Annotated in this window: 22 protein-coding genes; 7 read left to right on the plus strand and 15 right to left on the minus strand. The window is 64.3% G+C overall.

The features are described 5' to 3' along the window. Nucleotides 1-22: 22 nt before the first annotated feature. The 5 genes from ettA to ugpB all read right to left on the minus strand — a co-directional run bounded on the left by ettA (nucleotide 23) and on the right by ugpB (nucleotide 6,259). Nucleotides 23-1,687: an energy-dependent translational throttle protein EttA gene (ettA, locus tag AB4Y34_RS22430; protein ID WP_152853645.1), complete on the minus strand. Its 1,665-nt coding sequence runs from the start codon at nucleotides 1,685-1,687 to the stop codon at nucleotides 23-25. Nucleotides 1,688-2,001: 314 nt separating this feature from the next. Continuing rightward, nucleotides 2,002-3,081 carry a sn-glycerol-3-phosphate import ATP-binding protein UgpC gene (locus tag AB4Y34_RS22435; protein ID WP_176381154.1) on the minus strand — a complete coding sequence of 360 codons (1,080 nt, stop codon included), beginning with the start codon at nucleotides 3,079-3,081 and terminating at the stop codon, nucleotides 2,002-2,004. A gap of 50 nt (nucleotides 3,082-3,131) precedes the next feature. After that, the gene (gene ugpE / locus AB4Y34_RS22440) at nucleotides 3,132-3,977 is read right to left on the minus strand and encodes a sn-glycerol-3-phosphate ABC transporter permease UgpE (RefSeq protein WP_368717232.1); all 846 of its coding nucleotides are present in this window, start codon (nucleotides 3,975-3,977) and stop codon (nucleotides 3,132-3,134) included. Next, a complete protein-coding gene (gene ugpA, locus AB4Y34_RS22445) occupies nucleotides 3,974-4,858 on the minus strand; it encodes a sn-glycerol-3-phosphate ABC transporter permease UgpA (RefSeq protein WP_176381155.1) in 885 nt (294 codons plus the stop codon). Before ugpA ends, ugpE begins: the two co-directional genes overlap by 4 nt. Nucleotides 4,859-4,933: 75 nt before the next feature. Further along, nucleotides 4,934-6,259 carry a sn-glycerol-3-phosphate ABC transporter substrate-binding protein UgpB gene (ugpB, locus tag AB4Y34_RS22450; protein WP_176381156.1) on the minus strand — a complete coding sequence of 442 codons (1,326 nt, stop codon included), beginning with the start codon at nucleotides 6,257-6,259 and terminating at the stop codon, nucleotides 4,934-4,936. 395 nt (nucleotides 6,260-6,654) lie between these two features. Here ugpB and AB4Y34_RS22455 point away from each other — a divergent pair, with 395 nt between their 5' ends. Next, entirely contained in the window at nucleotides 6,655-7,131 is a 477-nt protein-coding gene (locus AB4Y34_RS22455; protein WP_368717233.1) for a hypothetical protein, read from the plus strand. A gap of 77 nt (nucleotides 7,132-7,208) precedes the next feature. On the opposite strand, the gene ychF is transcribed toward AB4Y34_RS22455, so the two are convergent. Next, complete coding sequence (gene ychF / locus AB4Y34_RS22460; protein ID WP_368717234.1) at nucleotides 7,209-8,303, minus strand: redox-regulated ATPase YchF; 1,095 nt, start codon at nucleotides 8,301-8,303, stop codon at nucleotides 7,209-7,211. A 274-nt stretch (nucleotides 8,304-8,577) separates the two neighbouring features. On the opposite strand from ychF, the gene AB4Y34_RS22465 reads away from it, so the two are divergent. From AB4Y34_RS22465 to AB4Y34_RS22485, 5 genes are all read left to right on the plus strand, one after another. Beyond that, on the plus strand, nucleotides 8,578-8,940 hold the full coding sequence (locus AB4Y34_RS22465) for a hypothetical protein (protein ID WP_255208902.1): 363 nt from the start codon (nucleotides 8,578-8,580) through the stop codon (nucleotides 8,938-8,940). A gap of 88 nt (nucleotides 8,941-9,028) precedes the next feature. After that, a complete protein-coding gene (locus AB4Y34_RS22470) occupies nucleotides 9,029-10,201 on the plus strand; it encodes a UbiH/UbiF family hydroxylase (RefSeq protein ID WP_176381159.1) in 1,173 nt (390 codons plus the stop codon). Between the two features lie 205 nt (nucleotides 10,202-10,406). Further along, on the plus strand, nucleotides 10,407-11,132 hold the full coding sequence (locus tag AB4Y34_RS22475; protein ID WP_176381160.1) for a DsbC family protein: 726 nt from the start codon (nucleotides 10,407-10,409) through the stop codon (nucleotides 11,130-11,132). A 145-nt stretch (nucleotides 11,133-11,277) separates the two neighbouring features. Beyond that, nucleotides 11,278-13,068 (plus strand): M61 family metallopeptidase, encoded by a 1,791-nt coding sequence (locus AB4Y34_RS22480; RefSeq protein WP_368717235.1) that lies wholly within the window; start codon nucleotides 11,278-11,280, stop codon nucleotides 13,066-13,068. Nucleotides 13,069-13,259: 191 nt separating this feature from the next. Next, nucleotides 13,260-13,856, plus strand: a complete 597-nt coding sequence (locus AB4Y34_RS22485; protein ID WP_176110216.1) for an FMN-dependent NADH-azoreductase — start codon at nucleotides 13,260-13,262, stop codon at nucleotides 13,854-13,856. A 126-nt stretch (nucleotides 13,857-13,982) separates the two neighbouring features. Here AB4Y34_RS22485 and AB4Y34_RS22490 read toward each other — a convergent pair whose 3' ends face one another. The 8 genes from AB4Y34_RS22490 to rpe all read right to left on the minus strand — a co-directional run bounded on the left by AB4Y34_RS22490 (nucleotide 13,983) and on the right by rpe (nucleotide 21,338). Then, on the minus strand, nucleotides 13,983-14,807 hold the full coding sequence (locus tag AB4Y34_RS22490) for a uracil-DNA glycosylase (protein ID WP_176381162.1): 825 nt from the start codon (nucleotides 14,805-14,807) through the stop codon (nucleotides 13,983-13,985). A gap of 108 nt (nucleotides 14,808-14,915) precedes the next feature. After that, entirely contained in the window at nucleotides 14,916-15,542 is a 627-nt protein-coding gene (locus AB4Y34_RS22495) for a CYTH domain-containing protein (protein WP_368717236.1), read from the minus strand. A gap of 32 nt (nucleotides 15,543-15,574) precedes the next feature. Continuing rightward, on the minus strand, nucleotides 15,575-16,360 hold the full coding sequence (gene trpC, locus AB4Y34_RS22500) for an indole-3-glycerol phosphate synthase TrpC (protein WP_368717237.1): 786 nt from the start codon (nucleotides 16,358-16,360) through the stop codon (nucleotides 15,575-15,577). 18 nt (nucleotides 16,361-16,378) lie between these two features. Then, nucleotides 16,379-17,410, minus strand: a complete 1,032-nt coding sequence (gene trpD / locus AB4Y34_RS22505; RefSeq protein WP_176110223.1) for an anthranilate phosphoribosyltransferase — start codon at nucleotides 17,408-17,410, stop codon at nucleotides 16,379-16,381. A 19-nt stretch (nucleotides 17,411-17,429) separates the two neighbouring features. Next, nucleotides 17,430-18,047, minus strand: coding sequence for an aminodeoxychorismate/anthranilate synthase component II (locus AB4Y34_RS22510; RefSeq protein WP_176110225.1), 618 nt, complete (start codon nucleotides 18,045-18,047; stop codon nucleotides 17,430-17,432). A gap of 13 nt (nucleotides 18,048-18,060) precedes the next feature. Then, nucleotides 18,061-19,554: an anthranilate synthase component I gene (gene trpE, locus AB4Y34_RS22515; protein ID WP_176367423.1), complete on the minus strand. Its 1,494-nt coding sequence runs from the start codon at nucleotides 19,552-19,554 to the stop codon at nucleotides 18,061-18,063. A 376-nt stretch (nucleotides 19,555-19,930) separates the two neighbouring features. Next, nucleotides 19,931-20,647 (minus strand): phosphoglycolate phosphatase, encoded by a 717-nt coding sequence (locus AB4Y34_RS22520; RefSeq protein ID WP_176110228.1) that lies wholly within the window; start codon nucleotides 20,645-20,647, stop codon nucleotides 19,931-19,933. Between the two features lie 7 nt (nucleotides 20,648-20,654). Continuing rightward, nucleotides 20,655-21,338, minus strand: coding sequence for a ribulose-phosphate 3-epimerase (rpe, locus tag AB4Y34_RS22525; RefSeq protein WP_368717238.1), 684 nt, complete (start codon nucleotides 21,336-21,338; stop codon nucleotides 20,655-20,657). Between the two features lie 326 nt (nucleotides 21,339-21,664). On the opposite strand from rpe, the gene apaG reads away from it, so the two are divergent. Beyond that, entirely contained in the window at nucleotides 21,665-22,039 is a 375-nt protein-coding gene (gene apaG, locus AB4Y34_RS22530) for a Co2+/Mg2+ efflux protein ApaG (protein WP_176110233.1), read from the plus strand. Between the two features lie 145 nt (nucleotides 22,040-22,184). On the opposite strand, the gene AB4Y34_RS22535 is transcribed toward apaG, so the two are convergent. Then, on the minus strand, nucleotides 22,185-22,346 hold the full coding sequence (locus AB4Y34_RS22535) for a hypothetical protein (RefSeq protein WP_176381165.1): 162 nt from the start codon (nucleotides 22,344-22,346) through the stop codon (nucleotides 22,185-22,187). Nucleotides 22,347-22,363: the final 17 nt, after the last annotated feature.

Here is a 22,363-nt window from a genome sequence, read left to right on the forward strand (position 1 = left end):
ACGGGCCGGTGTGCCCCGCCTGTTAACGCGAGATCGGCTTGTAGCGCAGACGCTTCGGGCGCGCGCCTTCCTCGCCGAGACGCGCGCGCTTGTCCGCTTCATATTCCTGGTAGTTGCCGTCGAAGAACGTAACTTGCGAGTCGCCTTCGAACGCGAGGATATGCGTCGCGATACGGTCGAGGAACCAGCGATCGTGCGAGATCACGAGCACCGAACCCGCGAATTCGAGCAGCGCGTCTTCGAGCGCGCGCAGCGTTTCGACGTCGAGGTCGTTCGACGGTTCGTCGAGCAGAAGCACGTTGCCGCCCGCGATCAGCGTCTTCGCCAGATGCAGACGACCGCGCTCGCCGCCCGACAGATTGCCGACGATCTTCTGCTGGTCGCCGCCCTTGAAGTTGAAGCGGCCGATATACGCGCGCGACGGCGTTTCGTACTTGCCGACCGTCAGCACGTCGGCGCCGCCCGAGATTTCCTCGAACACCGTCTTGTTGGCTGCGAGCGCTTCACGGCTCTGGTCCACGTAAGCGAGCTTGACGGTCGGGCCCTGCACGATCTCGCCCGAATCCGGTTGTTCGCGGCCGGTCAGCATCCGGAACAGCGTCGACTTGCCGGCGCCGTTCGGACCGATGATGCCGACGATCGCGCCGGCCGGAATCTTGAAGCTGACGTTATCGAGCAGCAGACGATCGCCGTACGACTTGCTGACGTTCTTGAACTCGATCACTTCATTGCCGAGGCGGTCGCCGACCGGAATGAAGATTTCCTGCGTTTCGTTGCGCTTCTGGTAGTCCTGGCTGTTCAGTTCCTCGAAGCGGGCGATACGCGCCTTCGACTTCGCCTGACGGCCCTTCGGGTTCTGGCGCACCCACTCGAGTTCCTTCTTGATCGCCTTCTGGCGCGCCGACTCCGACGCTTCTTCCTGCTTCAGGCGCTCTTCCTTCTGATCGAGCCAGCTGCTGTAGTTGCCCTTCCACGGAATGCCGTGACCGCGGTCGAGTTCGAGAATCCACTCGGCGGCGTTGTCGAGGAAGTAGCGATCGTGCGTGACGGCGACCACAGTGCCGGGGAAGCGCGTCAGGAACTGCTCGAGCCATTCAACCGATTCCGCGTCGAGGTGGTTGGTCGGCTCGTCGAGCAATAGCATGTCGGGCTTTTGCAACAGCAGCTTGCACAGCGCAACGCGGCGCTTTTCGCCGCCCGACAGATGCTCGATCTTCGCGTCCCACGCCGGCAGGCGCAGTGCGTCGGCGGCGATTTCGATCTGCTGCTCGGCGCTGCCGTCGGTCGTCGCGAGGATCGCTTCGTACTTCGCCTGCTCGGCGGCGAGCGCGTCGAAGTCCGCGTCCGGCTCCGCGTAGGCCGCGTAGATCTCGTCGAGCTTTTTCTGGGCGTTGAACACGTCGCCGAGGCCTTCCTCGACCGCTTCACGCACGGTTTTCTGCGGATCGAGCTGCGGCTCCTGCGGCAGATAGCCGATGTTCAGATTCGGCATCGGCGTGGCTTCGCCTTCGATCTCGGTGTCCACACCGGCCATGATGCGAATCAACGTCGACTTGCCCGAGCCGTTCAGACCGAGCAGGCCGATCTTCGCGCCGGGAAAGAACGATAGCGAAATGTCTTTGAGGATCTGGCGCTTGGGCGGCACGATTTTGCCGACCCGGTTCATGGTGAAAACGTATTGGGCCATTTGCTTGCAGTAGACGTTGACGATGCCGGCCGCGTGCGGGCGGGCAGTCGGGGTTGAATGGGTAATCGGTGTGAGGGCCGGGCGGAGCACCCGGCGCCGGCCGGCGCGGCGTCGGATTCGACGACGCTGCCATGCGCGGCATGTGGTTCAGGTCGCATTGTACTTCGCCCGGCGGGGGCCGGGCGGCAGGGCGGACGCTGGCGGGCCGCTTCACGCACCGGGTGGTGCGCTATTTGCCCGCACCGTGTCGCCGATCTTCGAGCCGTTGCGCGACGCCGCCGTGCCGGAGCAGGCGGCGGCGTCCAGCCGCTGTGTCAGTTCGCGCGCCGTCCCGTCACGGGATCGAAGAAGTGCAGATGTCGTGCAGGCAGCGCGAGCTGCAGCGTCTCGCCCGCCGCCGGACGATGAGCGTGCGGCAGTCGCGCGGTCACGTCGTGCTTGCCCCAGCGGCCGTGGGCGAGATTGTCCGCGCCGAGAATCTCGCAGGAATCGACGGTGAGCGTCGCATCGGCCGTGCCGGGGCTCAGATGCTCGGGGCGAATGCCGAGCGTCCATTCGCGGCCCGTCGCGACTTCGCGGCCGATCGACGGCACGCCCGCGAGCGGCAGCTTCGGGCCGTTGCCGGCGACGTCGAAGGTCGAGCCGTCGTCCGAAACCCGGCCTTCGAGCAGGTTCATCCCCGGCGAACCGATGAAGCTCGCGACGAACACCGTCGCCGGCCGCTCGTAGACTTCGGTCGGCGCGCCGATCTGCTCGGCGTGGCCCTTGTTCATCACGATCACGCGTTGCGCCAGCGTCATCGCTTCGATCTGGTCGTGCGTGACGTACAGGCTCGTGGTCTTAAGGCGCGCATGCAGGCGCTGGATTTCGAGGCGCATCTGCACGCGCAGACGCGCGTCGAGATTCGACAGCGGTTCGTCGAACAGAAACACCGCCGGTTCGCGCACGATCGCGCGGCCCATCGCGACGCGCTGGCGCTGTCCGCCCGACAGTTCGCGCGGCTTGCGCTGCAGCAGCGCGCCGAGTTCGAGAATCTGCGCGGCGGCTTCGACGCGTTTCGCGATCTGCGCGCGATCGACGCCCGCGATCTTCAGCGCGTAACCCATGTTCTCGGCCACGCTCATATGCGGATACAGCGCGTAGTTCTGGAACACCATCGCGATGTTGCGATCCTTCGGCTCCAAGTCGTTGACGACCTTGCCGGCGATCGAGATGCTGCCGTCGGAGATGCGCTCGAGGCCGGCGACCATCCGCAGCAACGTCGATTTGCCGCAGCCGGACGGGCCGACCATCACGACGAATTCGCCGGCGGCGACGTCGACGTCGATGCCGTGCAATACGAACTGTTTGCCGTCGTAGGTTTTCTTAACGTTTTGCAGAGTCAGTGCAGCCATGCGGTTCTAGCCTTTGATTTTGAGTGCTTGTCGCAGTCCGCCATACCGGATCACTTTTCCGAGTCCACGAGGCCGCGCACGAACCAGCGCTGCATCGTCAGCACGACGGCGAGCGGCGGCAGCATCGCGAGCAGCGTGGCCGTCATCACCAGATGCCATTCGGTCGCGGTATCGCCTGAGGCGATCATCCCTCTGATGCCGATCACGGCGGTGGTCAGCGACTGCTGGCTCGTGATCAGGATCGGCCACAGATACTGGTTCCAGCCGTAGATGAACGTGATTACGAAGAGGGCGGCCATCGTGGTCCGCGACAGCGGCAGCACGACGTCCCAGAAGAAGCGCAGCGCGCCCGCGCCGTCGACGCGCGCGGCTTCCATCAGCTCGTCGGGCAGCGTCTTGAAGAACTGGCGGAACAGGAACGTCGCGGTCGCCGACGCGATTAGCGGCAGCGTCAAACCGGTGTACGTATTGCTCAGATGCATCGACGACACCACCTGCACGGTCGGAAAAATCCGCACTTCGACCGGCAGCATCAGCGTGATGAAAATCAGCCAGAACGCGGCCGTGCGAAACGGAAAGCGGAAGTAGACGATCGCGTACGCGGAGATCATCGACACGGCGATCTTGCCCACCGCGATCACGAGCGCCATCACGAGGCTGTTGAGCAGCATGCGGTTGAACGGCGCCGCCGCGTTGCCGGTACCCTGCGTCCAGATCGTGACGATGTTTTCGAACAGGTGCGTGCTGGGCACGAGCGACAGCGGCACTATGAACACCTCGTGATCGCTCATCGTCGCCGCGCAGAACGCGACGTACACCGGAAACACCACCAGCGCGACGCCGATGATCAGCACCGCGTGACAGAACAGGTCGAAACCGCGTCGGTTCTCGATCATGAGTATTGAACCCTGCGTTCGATGAAGCGGAATTGCACGACGGTCAGCGCGACGACGATGATCATCAGCACGACCGACTGCGCGCCGGAGCTGCCGATGTCGAGCCCCTGGAAGCCTTCGGCGAAGATCTTGTAGATCAGCGTGCGGGTCGCCTGGCCTGGTCCGCCGCCGGTCGCCGCGTCGATCACCGGGAAGGTGTCGAAGAACGCGTAGGTGATGTTGATCACCAGCAGAAAGAACGTGGTCGGCGACAGCAGCGGCAGCGCGATGCCGAAGAAGCGCCGCACCGGACCGGCGCCGTCGATCGCGGCCGCTTCGATCAGCGAGCGCGGAATCGCCTGCAGCCCCGCGTAGAAAAACAGGAAGTTATAGCTGATCTGCTGCCAGACCGATGCGAGCACGACGAGGAACATCGCCTGACCGGGGTTCAGCGCGTGATTCCACACGACGCCGTATTTCGCGAGCGCGTACGTGACGAGGCCGATGCTCGGGTTGAACAGGAACGACCACAGCACCGCGGCGATCGCGGGCGCGACCGCGTACGGCCAGATCAGCAGCGTTTGATAGGCCTTCGCGCCGCGCATCACGCGGTCCGCACAGACCGCCAGCAACAGCGAGATCACGAGGCCCGACACGGTGACGAGCGTGCAGAACACGATCGTCGTGTTGAACGACGCGAGATATAAAGGATCGGCGAACAGCTGCTTGAAGTTCGCGAGTCCGACGAACTCGCTCGACGTGCCGAACGCGTCCTGAGTTTGCGTCGATTGCCAGAGCGCGACGCCGGCCGGCCACAGGAAGAACACCAGCGTGATGATCAGCTGCGGCGCGACGAGCAGGTACGGCAGCGCGCTGGTGCCGAAGTAAGAGCGCTTATCCATCGGGATTCTCGAGATGTGTTGCAACGACTTCGGGTTCCGGCGCAAGCGCGCCGGAACCCTGCCAGCCGGCGATGCTTAGCTACCGGCCTTTTCGAAGCGGCGCAGCAGTTCGTCGCCGCGCGAGACGGACGAATCGAGCGCCTGTTGCGGCGTCTTCTTCTCCGCCCACACCTGCTCGAGTTCTTCGTCGATCACGGTGCGAATCTGCGGCATGTTGCCCAGACGCAGACCCTTCGTGTACGGCAGCGGCGGTTTGTTAAGCATCTGGCGGATCGCGGTGTCGCTGCCCGGGTTCTTGTCGTAGAACCCCTGTTGGCGCGTCAGATCATATGCGGCGGTCGTGATCGGCAGATAGCCGGTGTCCTGATGCCACTTCGCGGCGACCGGCGGCGTGGCCAGATACGCGAGGAACTTTGCGACGCCCTTGTAGACGGCCGGGTCCTTGCCCGACAGCACCCACAGGCTCGCTCCGCCGATGATCGCGTTCTGCGGCGCGCCCTTCACGCTGTCGTCGTACGGCATCATGCCGGTGGCGAAGCTGAACTTCGCGTATTTCTTGATCGTCGCGAGCGAGCCCGACGAGTTCGTGATGATGCCGCAGTCGCCGCTATAAAACTTCGACACCGGTTCGTCCTTGCGGCCGACATAGGTGAACGTGCCGTCCTTCGCCATGCTTTGCAGGAACTGGATGTGCGCGACCTGCTGCGGCTTGTTGAATTCGAGCTGGGCGTCCATGCCGTCGAAGCCGTTGTTACGCGACGCGAACGGCGCCGCGTGCCACGCGCTGTAGTTCTCGAGCTGAATCCAGCTCTGCCAGCCCGACGAGTAGCCGCACGACAGGCCCGCGGCCTTCAGCTTCTGCGCATCGGCGTGCAACTCGGCCCAGGTCTTCGGCGGCTGGTTCGGATCGAGGCCGGCCTTCTTGAACGCATCCTTGTTGTAGTACAGCACCGGCGTCGAGCTGTTGAACGGCATCGAAATCAGCTCACCGGTCTTCGAGTCGCTGTAATAGCTGGCGATGGTGGGCACGAAGGCCTTCTGATCGAGCGGCACGCCCGCGTCCTTGAAAACCTGCGTGACCGGGACGATGGCTTTCTTCGCCTGCATCATCGTTGCGGTGCCGACTTCGTAGACCTGCAGGATCGCCGGCGCGTTGCCGCTGCGATAGGCGGCGATGCCGGCGGCGAGGGTCTGGTCGTAGGTGCCCTTGAACACGGGCACGATCTTGTAGTCGCTCTGCGATTTGTTGAAGTCGTTCGCGATGTCGTTCAGACGTTCGCCCAGCGCGGCTTCCATCGCATGCCAGAACTGGATTTCGGTCGCGGCGTGAGCCGCCTGGCTGACGCCGATGCTCAATACAGCGGCGACGGAAAGTGAGCGGAACAGCGGCTTGTAATTCATCGATTTATCTCCTGTTCGTAAGGGCGCGGACGCGAATCGCGCGATTCTATTTGTGTTCGATGACATTCCGGCGTCGGTGGCCGGGTGGCGCGGACCATGGGTGGCGGCGCGCCGGAAGCCGAAATTTAGCATCGGCTGTCATGGAAAGGAAATATATGGGACTCTATTCGGGAAGATCGTCCGCGATCCAGCTCATTGCATGGGGCCGCATAGATGTGTTTGCGCGACCATTACCACTTTTGACATTCGCCAACCTTCGGCCGGAATGCCTTCTTCATGCATGGCGACAGCAAGAGTCATCCAGGTAGCGCGTCGAACGGATGCATCGTTATTTCGAACCGCGCCGTCCGCGAGCGAATCTGGTTAAGCGGTGACCACCAGCTTCGGGTAGAACGATGAAGAAACTCCTTGCACTCCTGATCTTGGTGTGTGCGTCAGCAGCGGTGGGGGCCGTGCAAAGCAACACGCCCGCCGAGGTATCAGCGGCGATCGGCCGGAAAGGGGCGAGCGCGTTTTTCAGGTCGTTGGACGAAGCGGCTGTCGATAGGCTTTTCGAGCAGATAGGGACAGGCCGCGCAGATTGGGTCGCACCTGCGCCCAAACTGGCTGTCGGGGCCGACGGTGCCAACGCGGAAGGGTTGGGAATCGCTCTTGCCTATGCGTTGCCGAGAAATCCCGCGGCCGTCTTGAAGGTCGTAGACCCGCTCGAAGGCGATGGCCACGTTCTGGCGATATCACGTGTGTGCGGCATTCCGTTTATTGACGATGCGCCGAAAAACTACAAGGCCAAAGCATTGCACGCTGTCTCGGCGATCACCACTGCAAATCCGCACATCAAGGCCCGTTGTCTCGACGCACTGCGCAAACCGTAGCGCGCAAACAAAAAAGCCCGCAACCCCTGAGGGTTCGCGGGCCTTACTCGGGCAGCGCAGTGTGCGCCGCTTCGCGCTTACACGTTGAACAAGAAGTTCATCACGTCGCCATCGTGCACGACGTACTCCTTGCCTTCCGCGCGCATCTTGCCGGCTTCCTTCGCGCCTTGTTCACCCTTGTAGGTGATGTAGTCGGCGAAGCTGATCGTCTGCGCGCGGATGAAGCCGCGCTCGAAGTCCGTGTGGATCGCGCCGGCCGCCTTCGGCGCCGTATCGCCGATGTGGATCGTCCACGCGCGCACTTCCTTCACGCCGGCCGTGAAGTAGGTGTGCAGGCCGAGCAGTTTGTAGCCCGCCCGGATCACGCGGTTCAGGCCCGGCTCTTCCATGCCCATGTCGGCGAGGAATACTTCCATGTCGGCTTCGTCGAGGTCGGCGATGTCCGCTTCGACCGCCGCGCACACGGCCACGACCGGCGAGCCTTCCGCGGCCGCGAACTTCGTGACCGCGTCGAGGTGCGGATTGTTCTCGAAGCCGTTTTCCTTCACGTTGGCGACGTACATCGTCGGCTTCGCGGTGATCAGGCAGAAAGGCTTGAGCGTGGCCTTTTCTTCATCGCTCAGATCGAGCGCGCGGACCGGCTTCGCCTGGTTGAGTTGCGCGCGGACCTTCTCCAGCACCGCCACGTTCTTCACGGCTTCCTTGTCGTTGCCAGACTTGGCCGCCTTGGAGTAGCGCGCGAGCGCCTTTTCGACGGTGCCGAGGTCGGCAAGCGCGAGTTCGGTGTTGATCACCTCGATGTCCGACAGCGGATCGACCTTGTTCGCGACGTGAATCACGTTGTCGTCCTCGAAGCAGCGCACGACGTGTGTGATCGCATCGGTTTCGCGGATGTTCGCGAGGAACTGGTTGCCGAGGCCTTCGCCCTTGCTCGCGCCGGCCACCAGACCCGCGATGTCGACGAACTCGACCACCGCCGGCAGGATGCGCTCCGGCTTGACGATCTCGGCAAGCGCCTTCAGACGGGCGTCCGGCACCTCGACGATGCCGACGTTCGGCTCGATCGTGCAGAACGGATAGTTCTCAGCGGAGATGCCCGCCTTCGTGAGTGCGTTGAACAGGGTGGACTTGCCGACGTTAGGCAGGCCGACGATGCCACATTGGAGGCTCATGGAAATCCTTCAGTGAATCAGTAGGTTGCGTGATGCGCTCGACGCTGCGCGCGGATTCGGAAAGCCTTCGCGTCAGGAGGGGCGCGGCAGGCTCAGCGGAGCGGACAAGTCACCGAATCGGGGCGTTGGCTCGACGATTGAGTGCGAGTTTTCACGGAAAGCGCAATTGTAACCCGTTCGCCCGCGCGGACCGGGCGGCGCATTTGCGCATCGCCACTGTAAAATTGTCAGTTCAAAGCCGGCAGAGCTCCATTTCCGGGGGACCAGCGTGCGAATGATGAGATGGGTCGGAATCGGCGTCGCCGCCGCGATCGTGGTGGGCGTGGTCGCGGCATGGGTCGCGCCGGATTTCGACGAAGCGCAGGCAACCACCGACCGTCAGACGATCGACTGTTTGTCGACCCACCTGTCGCACGCAGATCGCGCCGACATCGCACGGTTCGCTGACAAGAACGACTACGACTCGTTGTGGAGCGTGTTCGACCGCGTGTTCCCCGACTGCGCGGTGCGCAGCGATCAGCGCGATCGCAAGGCCGAGCTCGAGGCGGCGGCATGGCGCAACCTCTCGTCCGATCGCGATTTCATGCGCATGCGCGAGGCGAACGCGGCGCTCGCGGCGAGCGCATCGACGCGTTAGCACGACCCATCAGGGGACCGCGCATGGAGCCCCAAATGCCCGCGCCCGTCGATCCGTCCCCCGCACCCCCCGCGGCTATAATGCGCGCATGAACGCACACCACCAGACCTTTGATGCCGCCGTGATCGGCGGCGGGCTCGTCGGCAAGACCGCGGCGCTCGCGCTCACGCAAGCCGGACTGCGCGTCGCACTGCTCGCGCAGCCTTGCGCGGCGCTGCCGGCGGGTGCTGCCTTCGACTCGCGCGTCTATGCGTTGTCGTCGAGTTCGCAGGACTTGCTCGAACGGCTGCGGGTCTGGCAGGCGCTCGATCACTCACGGCTTGGTCCCGTCTACGACATGCGCGTCTACGGCGACGCGCACGCCGAACTGCATTTCTCCGCGTTTCAGGCATCGGTGCCGCAGCTTGCGTGGATCGTCGAGTCGTCGGTGATCGAGCGCGCGCTCGATGCCGCGCTGCGCTTCCAGCCGAACCTCACATGGATCGACACGCGCGCGCAGGCACTCGATTTCTCCGTCGACAGCGCGAGCATCGGCCTCGCGAACGGCAACGTGCTCGAAGCGGACCTGGTAGTCGGCGCGGACGGCGCGCACTCGTGGGTGCGCGCGCAGATCGGCTCGAAGATGGTGCGCCGCGACTACCGACAGATCGGCGTGGTCGCCAATTTCAAGGCAGCGAAACCGCACGGCGAAACCGCGTATCAGTGGTTCCGCGACGGCGAGATCATCGCGTTGCTGCCGATGCCGGACGGCCACCTGTCACTGGTCTGGTCGGCCCGCACCGAACACGCCGAGCAATTGCTCGCGCTCGATCCCGAGCGGCTCGCCGCCGAAGTCGAGCACGTGAGCGGTGAACAGTTCGGCGCGCTCGAGTGTGTCACGCCCGCGCAGGGCTTCCCGCTCGCGCTGCAAACTGTCGACCGGCTGGTCGCGCCGCGTGTCGCGCTGGTCGGTGATGCCGCGCATCTGATCCACCCGCTGGCGGGGCAGGGCATGAACCTCGGCTTGCGCGACGTCGCCGCGCTCGCGAGCACGATCGGTGGCAAGGAGTCGTTTCGCGATCTCGGCGACATGGTGCTGCTGCGTCGCTACGAACGCGCGCGCCGCGAAGACATCCGCGCGCTGATGATCGCCACCGACGGCCTGCAGAAACTGTTTGCGGTGCCCGGTCCACTCGCGCGCGCCGTGCGCAATACCGGCATGGCGTTCGTCGGCGCGCAGCCGTTCATCAAGCGCTGGCTCGTGTCGGCCGCGCTGGGGTAAACCGCAACGAAGCGTCGCGCGGATAGCCGATGGCCGGTCACGGGCGCCCGGGACAGGTATCATGACCGGATCGACGCGCTGCGATCCGCCCCTATCCGGCCCTTATCCGAACCCGATCGAACCTGATCGAACCGATAGGCGGCCAAAGCGCGCGGCCGGAACGTAACGAACGCGCAGGTGCGCGAATGACCCCCAGGACTCCAGCATGAAAAAGACTTTCCGCATCGCCGCCGCCGCCCTCGCGATCGCTGCCGTCACGCTCGGCTGCTCGGCGCAGGCCGACCAGACCACCGACAAGCTCAAAGCCACCCTGCAAAACCGTCTGTCCGACGTGACGATCAAGGGCGTGTCGAAGACACCGATCGCGGGCCTGTACGAAGTGAACCTCGGCACGCAGATCATTTACAGCGATGCGACCGGCGACTACCTGATGCTCGGCGACATGGTGGACTCGAAGACGCGCAAGAATCTGACCGAGGCACGCCTGTCGGAAACCAACCGCATCGACTTCGCGACCCTGCCGTTCGGCGACGCGGTGAAGGTCGTGCGCGGCAACGGCGCGCGCAAGATCGCGGTGTTCTCCGATCCGAACTGCCCGTACTGCAAGCAGCTCGAAAAAACGCTGCAGTCGATCGATAACGTGACGGTCTACACCTTCCTGTACCCGGTGCTGTCGCCGGATTCGACGGCCAAGTCGAAGTCGATCTGGTGCTCGGCCGATCGCGCGAAGGCGTGGGAATCGTGGATGCAGGACCGTCAGGCGCCGACCGCCGCCGCCACCTGCGACACCGCCGCGATCGACAAGAACCTCGCGCTCGGCCGTTCGATGAACGTCGAGGGCACGCCGACTGTGTTCCTCGCCGACGGCCGCCGACTGCCGGGCGCCGTGCCGGCCGACCGGCTCGACAAGGAACTGTCGGCGGTGCACTGAGCCGCGCGCTGCACGCAGCACCCCGCACGCCTCAGGCGCGCAACAGATGCAACGTTCAAACGAAAGGAGGCGCACGCAGCGCCTCCTTTCGCATCAAGCCCCGAACTTCTTCGCCTCACTCTCCTGACATTCCCAAACGCCGCCGATGAAGCCGATCCGCTACACCATCGTTCCGAGTAGCCCCGCCGCCCACCTGTTCGAAGTCACCGTGACCGTCGCCGATCCCGATCCGGCCGGCCAGCGTTTCATGCTGCCGGTGTGGATTCCGGGCAGCTACATGGTGCGCGAGTTCGCGCGCAACATCGTGACGCTGCGCGCGGTCAACGACGCGGGCCGCAAGGTGCGCGTCGAGAAGGTCGATAAGCACACGTGGCAGGCCGCGCCGGTCAAGGGAGCGTTGACACTGCGCTACGAGGTGTACGCATGGGACATGTCGGTGCGCGCCGCGCATCTGGACGACACCATCGGCTTTTTCAACGGCACGAGCGTGTTCCTGTCGCCGCTCGGCCATGAAGACGCGCAGTGCGTGGTCGATATCCAGAAGCCGCAGGGCGCCGCGTATCGCGACTGGCGCGTCGCGACCGCGCTGCCGGAAGCGCGCGGCACCCGGCGCTACGGCTTCGGCGAGTACCGCGCGCAGAACTACGACGAGCTGGTCGACCATCCGGTGACGCTCGGTGAGTTCGCGCTCGCGACGTTCAAGTCGCACGGTGTACCGCACGACGTCGTGATCGGCGGCCGTGTGATCGGGCTCGACATGGAGCGGTTGTGCCGTGACCTGAAGCGCATCTGCGAGGCGCAGATCGCACTGTTCGAACCGAAATCGAAGAAGGCGCCGGTCGAGCGCTACGTGTTCATGACGCAGGCCGTCACTGACGGTTACGGCGGTCTCGAGCATCGCGCATCGACCGCGCTGATCTGCAATCGCACCGATCTGCCCGTGCAGGGCCGCGATGCGATGAGCGAGGGCTACCGGACCTATCTCGGTCTGTGCAGCCACGAGTATTTCCACACGTGGAACGTGAAGCGGATCAAGCCGGCCGGGTTCGCGCCGTATGACCTCGGCGTCGAAAACTACACGTCGCTGCTGTGGCTGTTCGAGGGCTTCACGTCGTATTACGACGACCTGATTCTCGTGCGCAGCGGCGTGATCTCGCAGGACGACTATTTCGGCCTGCTCGGCAAGGTGATCGGCGGCGTGCAGCGCGGCAGCGGGCGCCTGAAGCAGAGCGTCGCCGAAAGCTCATTCGACGCATGGGTCAAGTACTACCGGCAGGACGAGAACGCGCCGAACGCGATCGTCAGCTATTACACGAAGGGCTCGCTGATCGCGCTCGCGTTCGATCTGACGATCCGCGCGCAAACCGGCAATCAGAAATCGCTCGACGACGTGATGCGTCTGCTCTGGAAGCGCTTTGGCCGTGATTTTTATCGCGGCAAGCCGGTCGGCGTCGATGAAAGCGAGATCGAGGCGATTTTTGCGGAAGCGAGCGGCGCGGAACTCGCCGAACTGTTCGCCGAGGGCGTGCGCGGCACGCGCGATCTGCCGCTCGACGCGTTGCTCGCGCCGTTCGGCGTGACGCTCGCGCCGGACGTCGACAAGAACGGCAAGCCGTCGCTCGGCGTGCGGCTGCGCGGCGGTGCGGACTGCGCGCTCGCGACGGTGCACGAGGGCAGTGCCGCGCAGAAAGCCGGCCTTTCCGCTGGCGACGTGCTGATCGCGCTCGATGGCCTGCGCGTGAGCGGCGGGAATATCGATGCGCTGCTGGCGCGCTATCAGCCGGGCGCGAAAGTCGAGGTGCACGCGTTCCGCCGCGATGAGCTGCGGGTCACGCAGGTGAAGCTCGACGATCCCGAAGTGGCGCGCTACAAGCTCACGGTCAGCGATCACCGTCCCGCCGCGCGCAAAGCCCTCGAGCGCTGGCTGACGAAGTGAACGGCGTGGCGGTGGGCCGCACTGGGCGGTCCACCGATCGTCGCCCGTCTTGTCATCAATCGGTGGAGGAGGGCGGTGGATTGTTCTACCCATGCAACAATCCGTCGCCGCTGGACGGCTTTTTCGCCGCTCGATAAAAAAACACAATGGCTCCACTCGCGCAACACTGCGCGCCCCTACTGGAGTCAACCATGACCACGATCCTGCAAATCAACTCGGCAGCCCGTTCGCAAGGCGCGAACTCGACACTTCTCGTCAACGAACTGACCGAAAAGCTGCAACAGTCGAATCCGGGCGCGCAAGTCGTCGTCCGTAACCTGCAAGCCGAACCGCTGCCGCACCTCGACGACGCCGTGCTCGGCGCGTTTTTCACGCCGGCCGAGCAGCGCACGCCGGAACAGGCCGCCATCGCCGCGCGCAGCGAAGCGCTGATCGCCGAACTGCAAGCCGCCGACGTCATCGTGATCGGCGCGCCGATGTACAACTTCGGCATCTCGTCGCAACTGAAGACGTACTTCGACTTCATCGCGCGTGCGGGCATCACGTTCCAATACACCGCGAACGGCCCGGAAGGCCTCGTGAAGGGCAAGAAGGTGTACGTCGTGTCGGCGCGCGGCGGCAAGTATCTCGGCACGCCGAACGACAGCCAGACGCCGTATCTGAAGAGCTTCCTCGGCTTCCTCGGCATGACCGACGTGAACTTCATCTACGCCGAAGGCCTGAACATGGGCCCGGACGCCGCGACCGCCGCGCTGAGCTCGGCACGCGAAGCGATCGCCGCGGTCTAAGCGGCTTCGTCGTGCCGCGTTGCGCCGCTTCGATGCGGCGCAAGCGGTGAAATAAAAAACGCCACGGATGGGTTCACCCTCCGTGGCGTTTTCGCTTGGCATCGACATCTTCCGACGACGACGCCGTCACGCAAGCATTTGCGCGTCGTCCGGCAGACGCCAGTCGATCGGCTCGCGGCCGTGCTGCATTAGATATTCGTTCGCCTTCGCGAAATGACCGCAACCGAGAAAGCCGCGATGCGCGGACAACGGCGACGGATGCGGCGCCTCCAGCACATAGTGCGATTTGCCGCCGAGCAGCGCGCGCTTGGCCTGCGCATGCGCGCCCCACAGCATGAACACGAGGTTCTGATGCCGTGTCGCCAGTTCGTGGATCAGCGTGTCCGTGCATTTTTCCCAGCCGCGTTTCGCGTGGCTCGCGGCGCTGTCGCGCTCGACGGTCAGCACCGTGTTCAGCAGCAGCACGCCCTGTCTGGCCCAGCTGTCGAGGCACCCGTGCTGCGGCGTTGCGTGACCGAGACTCGCGCCGATTTCCTTGAAGATGTTGCGCAACGACGGCGGCGGCCGCACGTGCGGCGCGACCGAAAACGCGAGACCGTGCGCCTGCGGTGTGCCGCGGTCTTCGCCGTGGTACGGGTCCTGGCCGAGGATCACGACTTTCACTTCGTCGGGACTCGTCAGGCGCAGCGCGCGGAACACGTCGGCGGGATAGATGGTTTTGCCGGCGGCACGCTCGCCGTCGACGAAGCGGCACAGCGGCGCGTAGGTGTCGCTGTCGATGAAGGGTTTCAAATGCGCACGCCAAGCCGCCGGCAGCGCGGCAAATTGGGCTTCGAGCGTGGGCGGGGCGGCGGAGGTGGTGTCGGCCGAGGCTGCGGCGGGAGCTGGCGCGGCATCGTCGAACAACGACGCCTGCGGCGAACTGGAGCGGGTACGGGTAGCGGAGGTCATGGCGGGGAAGTGTCGCAGCAAACGCTGGCTAGCTCAAGTTGCGGCGAGCGAGCGCATGAGGCGCCGCGGGTTTCGGCAACCCCCGCCCATCCCGCGCCCATCCCGCGCTTACCCCGCGCGCAACCGATAGCCGCGCTGCGCCTTGCTGATGTCATCCGGCGCGAGGCCGGCAATCCGTTTGCCGAGTTCGGCGGCGAGCGTGTGAAGCGCCGCTTCGTCGCCCGACTTCAGTTCGAGTTCGATCTCCGAGATCGGCGCGCGGCGCGCTTGATCGTCGACTTCGGCGAGCACGTCGCCCTGATCGATCGCTGCCTCGATCTGAGCGCCGTCGGTGTCGAGCAGCCAGAGCGTGCGGGTGAAATTGGTGTGGAACAGCTCGATCAGCGCAGGCGCGGCCTGTTTCAGAGCGTCCGCGGCGGCGGGTTCGTCGCAAGCGTTCAGCAACGAATCGATTTCGAGTTTCGCGCCGGCGACCGGCAATTCCCATTCGTGCCGGCTATGCAAGCCGTTGGTCGCCGTGCCGACCGTCTTGAAGGTCTGCAGCCAGCCGTCCGGCGTCTGACGCAGACGCAGCGCGCTCTTCGATGACGCCAGCGTCAACTGCGGCGTGTCGAAGTAAATGTTCACGAGCTTGATCGCGCGTCCTTTCTTGCCGGCGCGAGCGGCGAACCACTGCGTCGCCGCCTGCACCTGCGAAGCCGGCAGTGCCAGCTTGATTTCGCGTTCCATGCTCATGATGCGTGTCCTTGCTTATGCGAGCGCCGTGCTCAGAAAAACATCCGCGCAAGCTCCACGCCCGGCTCGTCCGCGCGCATGAACGCCTCGCCGACGAGGAACGTATGCACGTTGCGCGCGCGCATGCGCTCGACGTCATCGCGCGACAGGATGCCCGATTCGGTCACGACGATGCGGTCGTCGGGAATCGCGTCGAGCATGCCGAGCGTCGTGTCGAGCGAGGTCTCGAAGGTGCGCAGATTGCGGTTGTTGATGCCGATCAGCGGCGTCTTCAGCGTCAGCGCTTCCTTGAGTTCATCGCTGTCGTGCACTTCGACGAGCACCGCGAGACCGAGCGAATGCGCGAGCGCTTCGAGGTCCTGCATCTCGGCGGTTTCGAGCGCGGCGGCGATCAGCAGGATCGCGTCGGCGCCCATCGCGCGCGCTTCGACGACCTGATACGGATCGACGATGAAGTCCTTGCGGATCACCGGCACTTGGCACGCGGCGCGCGCTTGCTGCAGATAGGCGACGCTGCCCTGGAAGAACTGCACGTCGGTCAGCACGGACAGACACGCCGCGCCGTGCTTTTCATACGAACGCGCGATGTCGGCCGGCACGAAGTGCTCGCGCAGCACGCCCTTCGACGGGCTTGCCTTCTTCACTTCGGAGATCACCGCGGCGAGACCGGCCGCGTGCTTCGCGCGGATTGCGCCGACGAAGTCGCGCAGATCGCGCGACGACGCTTCGAGCCGCAATGCTTCGAGCGGCACGCTCTGCTCAGCCGCCCGGATTTCTTCGCGTTTGACCGCGATGATGCGGTCGAGGATGTCGCTCATAAATGTCTCGCTACGTGATTACTGCTTGAATTGCTGGGTGAAGCGCACCAGTTCGTCGACCTTCGCGCGAGCCTTGCCGCTCGCGATCGCTTCGCGCGCGAGCACGATGCCGTCCGCGATCGTGGCCGCGACGTTCGCCGAATAGAGCGCTGTGCCGGCATTCAGCGTGACGATCTCGCGCGCGACGCCGGGCTTGTTGTCGAGCGCGTCGAGCAGCATGACCTTCGACTCGTTCGCGTCGGCCACCTTCAACGTGCGATTCGACACCATCTGCATGCCGAAGTCCTCCGGATGGATTTCGTACTCGCGGATTTCGCCGTCGCGCAACTCGCCGACCAGCGTCGCGCCGCCGAGCGACACTTCGTCCATGCCGTCCATCCCGTACACGACGAGCACGTGCCTGGCGCCGAGGCGCTGCATCACGCGTACCTGAATGCCGACGAGGTCGGGGTGGAACACGCCCATCAGCTGATTCGGCGCGCCGGCTGGATTGGTGAGCGGCCCGAGGATATTGAAGATCGTGCGGATGCCAAGCTCGCGGCGTACCGGCGCGACGTTTTTCATCGCCGGATGATGGTTCGGCGCGAACATGAAGCCCATGCCCGTTTCCGCAATCGATTCGGCGACCTGCTCCGGCTGCAGATCGATATTGACGCCGAGCGCCTCGAGCACGTCCGCGCTGCCCGACTTGCTCGATACGCCGCGATTGCCGTGCTTCGCGACCTTCGCGCCGGCCGCGGCCGATACGAACATCGTCGCGGTGGAAATGTTGAACGTGTGCGCGCCGTCGCCGCCGGTGCCGACGATGTCGACGAAGTTCGAGTTGTCCTGCACGTCGACGTGCCGGGCAAATTCACGCATCACCGTGGCGGCCGCGGTGATTTCGCCGATGGTTTCTTTTTTGACGCGCAGGCCGGTGATGATCGCCGCCGACATCACCGGTGACAGCTCACCGCGCATGATGAGGCGCATCAGGTGCAGCATTTCGTCGTGGAAAATCTCGCGGTGCTCGATGGTCCGCTGCAAGGCTTCCTGGGGCGTAATGGACATGATCTCGTCTCTCTTCTGGTCAGGCATTGCGGGAAGCCGGATGATGCGCAGCCTTGCCGCCGACGGCCAGCTTCGACTGCTTGACGAAGTTTTCGAGCAGCGCGTGGCCGTGTTCGGAGAGGATCGATTCCGGGTGGAACTGCACGCCTTCGACGGCCAGTTCCTTGTGACGCACGCCCATGATTTCGCCGTCTTCGGTCCATGCCGAGACTTCGAGGCAGTCGGGCAGCGATTCGCGTTCGATCGCGAGCGAGTGATAGCGCGTCACCGTGAAATGCTTCGGCAGGTCCGCGAACACGCCCTTGCAGTCGGTTTCGATCGTACTGACCTTGCCGTGCATGATGGTTTGCGCGCGCACGACGCGGCCGCCGAATGCCTCGCCGATCGCCTGGTGGCCGAGGCACACGCCGAGAATCGGCGTCTTGCCGGAGAATTCGCGCAGCACGTCGAGCGTGATGCCCGCGTGTTGCGGATTGCTCGGACCCGGCGACAGGCAGATGCGCTCGGGGTTCAGCCTGGCGATTTCATCGAGTGTGATTTCGTCGTTGCGGTAGGTGCGCACGTCTTCGCCGAGTTCGCCGAAGTACTGCACCAGGTTGTAGGTGAACGAGTCGTAGTTGTCGATCATGAGCAGCATGGTGTGTCTCCGGTCAGAAGTCGCTATCGAGGCCGTCCTGGACCTGCTCGGCAGCGCGCAGCACCGCGCGCGCCTTGTTCTCGGTCTCTTGCCATTCGGATTCCGGCACCGAATCGGCGACCACGCCCGCGGCCGCCTGCACATACAGATTGCCGTTCGCGATCACGCCGGTGCGGATCGTGATGGCGAGATCCATCTCGCCGGTGAACGACAGATAACCGACCGCCCCGCCGTAGAGGCCGCGCTTGATGGGTTCGAGCTCGTCGATCAGCTCCATCGCGCGGACCTTCGGCGCGCCCGACAGCGTGCCGGCCGGGAAGGTGGCGCGCAGCACGTCGAAATTGGTCATGTCGTTCTTGAGCTTGCCTTCGACCGAGCTGACGATGTGCTGCACGTGCGAGTATTTTTCGATCACCATCTTGTCGGTCACGACGACCGAGCCGATCTGCGCGATGCGGCCGACGTCGTTGCGCGCGAGGTCGATCAGCATCACGTGTTCGGCGATTTCCTTCGGGTCGTTCAGCAGTTCGGTCGCGAGCGCGGCGTCGCGCTCGGGCGTGTTGCCGCGCGGACGCGTGCCAGCGAGCGGGCGGATCGTGACGATACGGTCCTCGCCGCGCTTTTCCTGGCGCACCAGGATTTCCGGCGACGCGCCGACCACGTGGAAGTCGCCAAAGTTGTAGTAATACATATACGGCGACGGATTCAGCGAGCGCAGCGCGCGATACAGCGACAGTGGATTGTCGCGGTACGGCTTGGTCAGGCGCTGGCCGACCTGCACCTGCATCAGTTCGCCGGCGGCGATGTATTCCTTGGCCTTGCGCACGGCGGCCAGGTAATCGTCTTTCGCGAACTCGCGGTAGATCTCGGTGCGCACACTAGCCGACACGACGGGCGGCTCGACGGTGACGCGCAGCCGCTGGCGCAGTTCGCGCAGACGGTGCTTCGCTTTCGTATAGGCCTCGGCCTGGGTCGGGTCCGCGTAGACCACCAGATAGAGCTTGCCCGCGAGGTTGTCGATGACGGCGACTTCCTCGGTCAGCAGCAACTGAATGTCGGGCAGGTTCAGATCGTCTTTCGGCGCGCTGTGCGCGAGCTTCTTCTCGATGTAGCGCACCGCGTCATAGCCGAAGTAGCCGGCGAGACCGCCCGTGAAGCGCGGCAGCCCCGGGCGTTGCGCGACCTTGAAGCGCGCCTGGAACTGCTGGATGAAGGCGAGCGGATCGCCGTCGTGCGTTTCGACGACCTTGCCGTCGCGCACCACTTCCGACACGCCGTTGCGCGTGCGCACGAGAGTGCGCGCCGGCAGCCCGATGAACGAATAACGCCCGAAGCGTTCGCCGCCGACCACAGATTCCAGCAGGAACGAGTTTGCGCCGTTGCGCTCGGTCTGCGCGAGCTTCAGGTAAAGCGACAGCGGCGTTTCGAGGTCGGCGAGCGCTTCGGCGATCAGCGGGATGCGGTTGAAACCCTCGTTGGCGAGGGACTGGAATTCGAGTTCGGTCATGTTCCGATCCTGTACGGTGGTCCGGCGGCAGCAAGCGTCGGGCAAAGCGGGGCAAGGCGCCTCCGGTCAGGGCATGGGTCGACATTCTCGACACGATAATACCGACCGGCGCGGGTCTTCCATCGGCGCGTGCGAGCGGTGCGGGTGAGCAACGGTACCTTGCGGGTACGCGCAGGCTCAATCAGCCGAAGCAGCAGCGCAAATATAAGACGATGGAAGAAGCGCGTAAGCGCAGCGAAGTAAAAAACGGTTGCCGAAGACGAGCTTCAGCGTACCTCAGGCGAGGTTAGCGCGACCAGCGACGCCAGGGCCAGGCTCCCCGGTCGATGCTAATCAGACTCCGTTTTTTATTCAGAAACATGAAGATGAAGGACTGTTAAGTCGTGGATTGGTGCGCTGCGATCGCCCTGGCGGCGTCGAGCAGCGAGGCAACTATACCATCGGATTTTATTGTTTGTATAGCTTGGCCGTGGTTGTAGCCGTAGGGCACGGTCAGCGTCGCCATGCCGGCCGCTCGGCCCGCCAGCGCGTCGTTTTCCGAGTCGCCGATGGCGACCGTGGCGCTCGGTTCGACGCCGAGTTGAGCGGCGGCGGTCAGCATCGGCAGCGGGTCCGGTTTCTTTTTCGCGAGACTGTCGCCGCCGAGCACGACGCTGAAATACTGCGCGAGTCCGTATTGCTGCAGCAATTCGAGCGCGAAGCGGTGCGGCTTGTTGGTCACGCAGGCGAGCTTCAGGCCCGCGTCGCGCAGCGCGCGCAGACCGGCTTCGACGTCCGGATAAAGCCGCGTGTGCACACCGTTGATCTTCGCGTACTCGGCCTGATAGATCGCGAGCGCTTCGTCGAAGCGCTCTTGCGCGTGTTCGGTTTCGAAGCGCGGGGCGAGCACGCTGCGGATCAGATGCTCCGAACCTTTGCCGACATAGCCGACCACTTCCTCGCGCGTCGTTTCCTCCGCGTCGAGCTGAGCGAGCATGCCGTTCAGGCCGGCGGTGAAGTCGTCGGCGGTGTCGATCATCGTGCCGTCGAGGTCGATGATCGCGGCTTCGAGGCGAGGGCCGGCAAAGGACGGGGCGGGGTACGGAGCAGTCATCGTCAGGTCAGCGCTGGACGGTGGCGAGGGCGGCGCGCATCTTGTCGATCACGACCTTGTGATCGGGCTGGCCGAAGATCGCCGAGCCGGCCACGAACGTGTCCGCGCCGGCCGCCGCGATTTGCGCGATGTTGTCGACCTTCACGCCGCCGTCCACTTCGAGATGGATCTCTCGGCCGGTGCGCTCGCTGTACGCGTCGATGCGCTTGCGCGCTTCGCGCAGCTTGTTGAGCGCCTCGGGGATGAACGACTGGCCGCCAAAGCCCGGATTCACCGACATGATCAGCACGAGGTCGACCTTGTCCATCACATGATCGAGATAGTTCAGCGACGTCGCCGGATTGAACACGAGGCCGGCCTTGCAGCCGTGATCGCGGATCAGCGACAGCGTGCGGTCGATGTGATCCGACGCTTCCGGGTGAAAACTGATCAGGTTCGCGCCGGCTTTGGCGAAGTCCGGCACGATGCGGTCGACCGGGTGCACCATCAGGTGCACGTCGATCGGCACGTCGACGTGCGGGCGGATCGCTTCGCAAACGAGTGGGCCGATAGTCAGGTTCGGCACGTAGTGGTTGTCCATCACGTCGAAGTGGATCCAGTCGGCGCCGGCAGCGACGACGTTGCGGACCTCTTCACCCAGACGGGCGAAATCGGCGGAGAGAATGCTGGGGGCGATGCGAAATTGCGTCATGACGGGGGCGGATGCAAGCGGGAAAGCGCCATTTTACCGTTTTTGCGCGTGCGGACCGGCGTGCAGGCCGCGGTTGGCGTGGCGGAATCGCGCGATGAAACGGCGCAGAGTGTCGGCGCAATAGTGGCATCGAAAGGCGGCGCGGCAAGCAGCCGTGTCCCAACGTCTTAGACACTCCTGGTCGAAAGGCTTGTCTGGTTGCGGCCATGCCGCGCATCAAGCAGAATGCCACTCCATGAGCGCCGCATCGCCGTTGCACCTGCAGACCATTGGCGTTCGGGGCCTTCCACGATTTTTCACAGCCGTTTGATCAGATCGGAATCAGGATGAGCCAGTACGAATTCAGCGTGTCGGCGCAGGTGCAATACCTGCCCGAAGAATCGGACCCGGAGCGTCGCCAGTACGCCTTTGCCTACACGCTGACCATCCGTAACACCGGCCAGGTGCCTGCACAGTTGATCGCGCGTCACTGGATCATCACCGACAGCGAAAACACCGTGCAGGAAGTCAAAGGCTTGGGCGTGGTCGGTCATCAGCCGCTGCTCAAACCGGGCGAGCATTTCGAATACACGAGTTGGGCAGTGATCGCGACGCCGGTCGGCACGATGCGCGGCGATTATTTCTGCGTGGCGGAGGATGGCGAGCGCTTCGAGGCGCCGGTGCCGGAGTTCGTATTGCGCATGCCGCGAACGTTGCATTGAACCGGCGCGGTCCTGCGCGGTCATTAATGAGTTCGTGTGGGCGCGCGAAGCAGCGGGCAGTTGAGTGGCAGGTTGGATGAGCGCTCGGGCGAGCACTCGATGCACGAGGGGTTGCGCGGTTCTGCGTGCAGCCCGCAGGTCAAGGTCAATGCGGCTTTTGCTGTTGGGACCGTTCCGCCGAGCTGGCACGTCGCACTTTCTTCTTGCCGGACGACGTCCACACAACGATAAAGACGAGCAGGAATAGCGCGACCAGCGATTCCAGCGCAAAGATGAGCATCGGGTATTCGTCGAACAGATCAGACATGGCGGTTTCCATCAAGA

This window comes from Paraburkholderia sp. BR10954, assembly GCF_040965775.1.
Taxonomy (GTDB): domain Bacteria; phylum Pseudomonadota; class Gammaproteobacteria; order Burkholderiales; family Burkholderiaceae; genus Paraburkholderia; species Paraburkholderia youngii.

Excerpts from the sequence above, each read along its gene's own strand:
- ettA (WP_152853645.1), bottom strand. The coding sequence starts at position 1,687 with ATGGCCCAATACGTTTTCACCATGAACCGGGTCGGCAAAATCGTGCCG.
- AB4Y34_RS22435 (WP_176381154.1), bottom strand. The coding sequence starts at position 3,081 with ATGGCTGCACTGACTCTGCAAAACGTTAAGAAAACCTACGACGGCAAA.
- ugpE (WP_368717232.1), bottom strand. The coding sequence starts at position 3,977 with ATGATCGAGAACCGACGCGGTTTCGACCTGTTCTGTCACGCGGTGCTG.
- ugpA (WP_176381155.1), bottom strand. The coding sequence starts at position 4,858 with ATGGATAAGCGCTCTTACTTCGGCACCAGCGCGCTGCCGTACCTGCTC.
- ugpB (WP_176381156.1), bottom strand. The coding sequence starts at position 6,259 with ATGAATTACAAGCCGCTGTTCCGCTCACTTTCCGTCGCCGCTGTATTG.
- AB4Y34_RS22455 (WP_368717233.1), top strand. The coding sequence starts at position 6,655 with ATGAAGAAACTCCTTGCACTCCTGATCTTGGTGTGTGCGTCAGCAGCG.
- ychF (WP_368717234.1), bottom strand. The coding sequence starts at position 8,303 with ATGAGCCTCCAATGTGGCATCGTCGGCCTGCCTAACGTCGGCAAGTCC.
- AB4Y34_RS22465 (WP_255208902.1), top strand. The coding sequence starts at position 8,578 with ATGATGAGATGGGTCGGAATCGGCGTCGCCGCCGCGATCGTGGTGGGC.
- AB4Y34_RS22470 (WP_176381159.1), top strand. The coding sequence starts at position 9,029 with ATGAACGCACACCACCAGACCTTTGATGCCGCCGTGATCGGCGGCGGG.
- AB4Y34_RS22475 (WP_176381160.1), top strand. The coding sequence starts at position 10,407 with ATGAAAAAGACTTTCCGCATCGCCGCCGCCGCCCTCGCGATCGCTGCC.
- AB4Y34_RS22480 (WP_368717235.1), top strand. The coding sequence starts at position 11,278 with ATGAAGCCGATCCGCTACACCATCGTTCCGAGTAGCCCCGCCGCCCAC.
- AB4Y34_RS22485 (WP_176110216.1), top strand. The coding sequence starts at position 13,260 with ATGACCACGATCCTGCAAATCAACTCGGCAGCCCGTTCGCAAGGCGCG.
- AB4Y34_RS22490 (WP_176381162.1), bottom strand. The coding sequence starts at position 14,807 with ATGACCTCCGCTACCCGTACCCGCTCCAGTTCGCCGCAGGCGTCGTTG.
- AB4Y34_RS22495 (WP_368717236.1), bottom strand. The coding sequence starts at position 15,542 with ATGAGCATGGAACGCGAAATCAAGCTGGCACTGCCGGCTTCGCAGGTG.
- trpC (WP_368717237.1), bottom strand. The coding sequence starts at position 16,360 with ATGAGCGACATCCTCGACCGCATCATCGCGGTCAAACGCGAAGAAATC.
- trpD (WP_176110223.1), bottom strand. The coding sequence starts at position 17,410 with ATGTCCATTACGCCCCAGGAAGCCTTGCAGCGGACCATCGAGCACCGC.
- AB4Y34_RS22510 (WP_176110225.1), bottom strand. The coding sequence starts at position 18,047 with ATGCTGCTCATGATCGACAACTACGACTCGTTCACCTACAACCTGGTG.
- trpE (WP_176367423.1), bottom strand. The coding sequence starts at position 19,554 with ATGACCGAACTCGAATTCCAGTCCCTCGCCAACGAGGGTTTCAACCGC.
- AB4Y34_RS22520 (WP_176110228.1), bottom strand. The coding sequence starts at position 20,647 with ATGACTGCTCCGTACCCCGCCCCGTCCTTTGCCGGCCCTCGCCTCGAA.
- rpe (WP_368717238.1), bottom strand. The coding sequence starts at position 21,338 with ATGACGCAATTTCGCATCGCCCCCAGCATTCTCTCCGCCGATTTCGCC.
- apaG (WP_176110233.1), top strand. The coding sequence starts at position 21,665 with ATGAGCCAGTACGAATTCAGCGTGTCGGCGCAGGTGCAATACCTGCCC.
- AB4Y34_RS22535 (WP_176381165.1), bottom strand. The coding sequence starts at position 22,346 with ATGTCTGATCTGTTCGACGAATACCCGATGCTCATCTTTGCGCTGGAA.